Annotated in this window: 1 protein-coding gene; it reads right to left on the reverse strand. The window is 68.9% G+C overall.

The window, feature by feature from the left end:
* On the reverse strand, positions 1 to 2785 hold a 2785-nt coding region (locus D7V93_RS41305; RefSeq protein ID WP_147451624.1), incomplete at both ends, for a condensation domain-containing protein.

Consider the following 2785-nt stretch of genomic DNA (forward strand, 5'->3'; position numbering starts at 1 on the left):
GAGAGAGGACGAGGGAGGCGCGAGAGTCCTCGAGCATGAAGGCGAGGCGCTCGGCGGGGTAGCTGGTGTCGAGGGGGACGTAGGCGCCGCCCGCGGAGAGGATGGCCAGGAGGCTGACGATGAGGTCGGGCGAACGCTCCAGGTAGACGCCGACGGTGATCTCGGGACCGACGCCCAGGTGGAGCAGGTGATGGGCGAGGCGGCAGACGCGCTCGGAGAGGGCGCGGTAGGTGAGGGTTGTGTCGGAGGTGAGGAGCGCGGGCGCGTCCGGAGTACGGGCGGCCTGGGCGTGGAAGAGCGAGGCGATGGAGTCGGACGGGTAGGCGGAGGTGTTGGCGTTGAAGTCCACCAGCACCTGCCGTCGCTCGCCCTCCGACAGCACCGGCAGCATCGTGAGCGGCTGATTCGGCGCGGTCACGATGCCTTCGAGCAGCGTCTGGAGCTGGTCTGTCAGTCGCTCGATCGTCTCGGTCTTGAACAGCTCGGTGCGGTACTCGAACCAGCCCTTCAGCCCACCGGAGGTCTCCTCGAGATTGAGCGTGAGATCGAACTTGGCGGTGGTGCTCTGGGTGGGCAGCGCTTCCAGGTGCAGCCCGGAGAGGGCCGGCGTCGCCATGGGCGTGTTCTGGAGGACGAAGAGGACCTGGACCAGGGGCGTGTGACTGAGGTCGCGCGAGAGGTGGAGCGCGTCAACGAGGTGCTCGAAGGGCAGCTCCTGGTGCGCGTACGCTTCCAGGCAGGTGGCCTGCACGCGACGCAGCAGCGTGCGGAAGGAGGGCTGTCCGGCGAGGTTCGCGCGAATGGGAAGCGTGTTGATGAAGCAGCCGATGAGCGCCTCGGTTTGACCGAGGGTTCTGTTGGCGATGGGGGTTCCGACGACGAAGTCATCCTTGGCGCAGTAGCGCTGGAGGAGGACCTGGAAGGCGGCCATTAGCGTCATGAAGAGGGTGACCCCCTCCTCCCGGCTGAGTGCCTTCAGGGACGCCGTGAGCTCCGCGGGAAGTTGAAGCGGCTGAAGCGCGCCACGGCTCGATGCGATCGCGGGACGCGGAAAGTCGGTGGGCAGTTCGAGGACGGTGGGCGCGTCCGCGAGCTGGCGGGTCCAGTAGTCCAGCAGCGGCTGACGGGCCGGGCCCTGGAGCCACTCGCGCTGCCAGAGCGTGTAGTCGGCGTATTGGATGGGCAGTGGAGGCAGTGCATCCGGCTCACCTCGCAGTGCGGAGGCGTAGAGGGCTGCGACCTCCTGGACGAGCACGCCCAGGGACCAGCCATCCGCCACGATGTGGTGCAGCGACAGCAGCCACAGGTGTGAGTCGTCAGCGAGCTGCAGCAGGCAGGAGCGCAGCAGGGGCCCCGTGTGCAAATCAAAGGGCTGCGCGGCGAAGGCGTGCGTGTGCTGAGCCACCGCGGCGGACTGCGCCTCGGCCGGAAGTGAGCGCAGATCGGTCAGCGGCAGCGGGACGTCCTGTGCGGGAGCGATGAGCTGCACGGGCTTGTCGTCCACCAGGCCGAACGTGGTGCGCAGGCTCTCATGGCGCTGAACGAGGGCGCGCAGGCTGTGCGCCAGGGCGGCCGCATCCAGCGTCCCCGTCAGGCGCACGGCCAGCGGCATGATGTAGAGCGGGTTCCCCGGCAGCAGTTGGTCGATGAACCAGAGCCGCTCCTGGGCGAAGGAGAGGGGAAGAGGGCCGTCGGGACGAGGCTTGAAGGTGGGCTGGAGGGACTCTGATGCGGGAGCGTGCGCCTGGAGATGGCGCGCCAGCCCCGAGATGCTCGGTGCCTGGAAGAGGACGTGCAGCGGCACCGAGACGGCGAACTGATCGCGAAGCCGGGAGACGACCTGGGTGGCCAGCAGCGAGTTGCCGCCGAGGTCGAAGAAGTTGTCGTGGACGCCGACCTTGTCGAGGCGCAGGACGGACTGCCATGCGGAGGCAAGCTGCTGCTCCAGGGCGCTCTGGGGGGCGACGAAGCCGGTGTCCAGCGAAGGCCGCGCATCCGGTGCGGGCAGGGCGCGTCGGTCCAGCTTGCCGTTGGGCGTGAGCGGAAGCGCATCCAACGGAAGCAGGTGGGCCGGCACCATGTAGCCGGGCAGCAGTTGTTGAAGCGCACGGCGCAGCTCGCTGACGGAGGGCGCGTCGTCGGGAGCCAGCACGAGGTACGCGACGAGGCGCTTGTCTCCGGGCACATCCTCGCGAACGAGGACGGCCACCTCGCGCACGCCCGGCTGTCGCGCCAGTGCGGCCTCAATCTCTCCCAACTCAATCCGGAAGCCGCGCAGCTTCACCTGATGGTCATTGCGGCCGAGGAACTCCAGCTGGCCCTCCGTACGCCAGCGGGCGAGGTCGCCAGTGCGGTAGAGGCGAGCACCGGGCGAAGTGCTGAAGGGATTGGGGACGAAGCGCTCGGCGGTGAGTGCGGGCTGGCCGAGGTAGCCGCGCGCGAGGCCTTCGCCCCCGAGGAAGACTTCCCCTGGGACACCGAAGGGCGTGGGCTGGCCGAAGCGGTCCAGCAGGTACACCTGGGAGTTGGCGATGGCACGTCCAATGGGAGGGGTGCCGGCCTCGGAGGAATCGATGAGGGCCCAGGTGGAGTAGGTGGTGTCCTCGGAGGGCCCGTAGAGGTTGAAGAGGCGCTGGACGGAGGGCACCTGGTAGGCGCGCGTCACGAGGGCGCGAGGAAGCGGCTCGCCGGCGAGGTTGACGGTGCGGACGGAGGGCGGCAGGCCCGCGCCGCGAAGCAACTCGGAGAGGGCGGAGGGGACGGTGTTGAGGAGGGTGACGTGAGA

This window comes from Corallococcus llansteffanensis (assembly GCF_003612055.1).
In the GTDB taxonomy this organism is placed as follows: domain Bacteria; phylum Myxococcota; class Myxococcia; order Myxococcales; family Myxococcaceae; genus Corallococcus; species Corallococcus llansteffanensis.